Raw genomic sequence first — 1,580 nt, 5'->3', positions numbered from 1 at the left:
GACTCACCCGCGCGCAGCGGGCCGAGGGCGGCGCCGAGGGTGCCGACGCGACGGTGCGACCGGGTCGCACGCGGGTCGAGGCCGACCAGTCCACCGCGGTCGTGGGGCGGGCGCTGACCTTTACTGGCGGTGGGTTCGAGCCGGGGGAGCAGGTCGTCGCTGTGCTCGACGACGGTCTCGCCGCCCTCGGCCCGCTGCGCGCGGGTGAGTCCGGCGAGGTGGCCGGTGTCCTGCCGCTGCCCGCCGAGACCTCGGTCGGCACCCACGTGCTCCGCCTGGAGGGTGCTGCGTCCGGCAGTCGTGCGGTCGACCGGTTCCCGGTCACCGCCCCTACGGCGGTGCCGGTCGCCGAGGTGGGGGAGGAGCCGGTGGGTCTGCTCTTCGGTCTGCTTTCCGGTCAGGGCACGAGCGCCGGTGGCGCCCTCGCGGGCCCTGTCTCCTTCGCCGGCTCCGCACTGGTCCTGGTGGTCGCGGTGGTCCTCGCCGCGCTCCGCCGTCGCCGTGCCTCGCGCGAGCCGGCTCCCGGACCGGTGGTGGCATGAGCACGCGCCGCTGGGCGACCAGCCTGCTGGCGGTCCCGGCCGTGCTGCCGGCCGTGCTGCTCGCCGTGCTCGCCACCCCGCCGTCCGTGGCCGTCGCGACGGAGACACCGACCCCCCCGGTTCCGACGACGCCCCCCACGCCCACGCCGACCGCGGCCCCGGACGCAGCCTTCGAGGTCGACGACGCCCAGCTGCGGTGGGGCGTCAACGACGAGACCAACAACCGCGCCTTCGCCCCCGGCACCTACAACTTCCTCTCCGCCGGGCTCGTCCCGGACCCCGGACGCGGTGGGCAGACCATCCGCGACCGCGTCTGGCAGGGCACCACCACGACCGCCTGGTGGGCCGAGCGCGGCGACGTCCGGATCGAGAAGCTCCTCGACGGTGAGTACCGACCCGCGACCTTCGCCGGACTGTCGACCACCACGTCCGGCACCCCGCTGGTCGGCACCAACGGGCCGTTCTCGGGCCACCAGGTCGTCATCGACGGCGGCACCGGGTCTGTCGACCTGGAGGCGGGCACCGCCTCCATCGCCTGGGACGGGTCCTTCTCGGTCGTCCTCTACTCCGGCATGTCGTTCTTCACCGTCACCGATCCCGAACTGACGGTCACGCCGCGCGCCACGACGCTCACCGGGACCCTGGCCGGGTACGCCTCCTCCCGCGACGACGCCGACCAGTGGGGCGCGGTCGCGCCGCAGGAGGTGGTGCTGGCCACCGCGCCCGCGGCCGACCTGGCCGCCGGCACGGGGTTCACCGCGACCCCGGACTACCGGCAGGTGCGCTACGACGCCCCCGGTGCCGCCGTGGATCAGGTCCGGACGGGGAGCGACTGGGGTTCCTTCCCGCCCTCCTTCGTGCGCTACCAGCAACGCGTCGGCTCGGCGGCCTACTGGTACTCCAGCGGCGGAGCGGCGGACCGGCACAAGGTGGCCCTTCCGCTCACCGTCAGCTACGCCGCCGGCGACCCCGTCGACGTCCCGACGCCGACGGGGCCCACCACGGCGCCCGTGGTCGAGCAGCCCTCGGTCCCCGACC

2 protein-coding genes are annotated in these 1,580 nt (G+C 75.3%); both read left to right on the top strand.

Going from position 1 to position 1,580, the window contains the following annotated elements; genetic code table 11:
- Nucleotides 1-542 (top strand): hypothetical protein (locus GV155_RS19155; protein WP_201300376.1); only part of this gene is annotated, 542 nt, incomplete at its 5' end.
- A partial coding sequence (locus tag GV155_RS19150) for a hypothetical protein (protein ID WP_201300375.1) occupies nucleotides 539-1,580 on the top strand: 1,042 nt, incomplete at its 3' end. The genes GV155_RS19155 and GV155_RS19150, both read left to right, overlap by 4 nt.

The sequence above is a fragment of the Nocardioides sp. AX2bis genome (assembly GCF_902506435.1).
Lineage (GTDB): Bacteria > Actinomycetota > Actinomycetes > Propionibacteriales > Nocardioidaceae > Nocardioides.
This window is presented reverse-complemented; position numbering and strand designations above follow the sequence as displayed.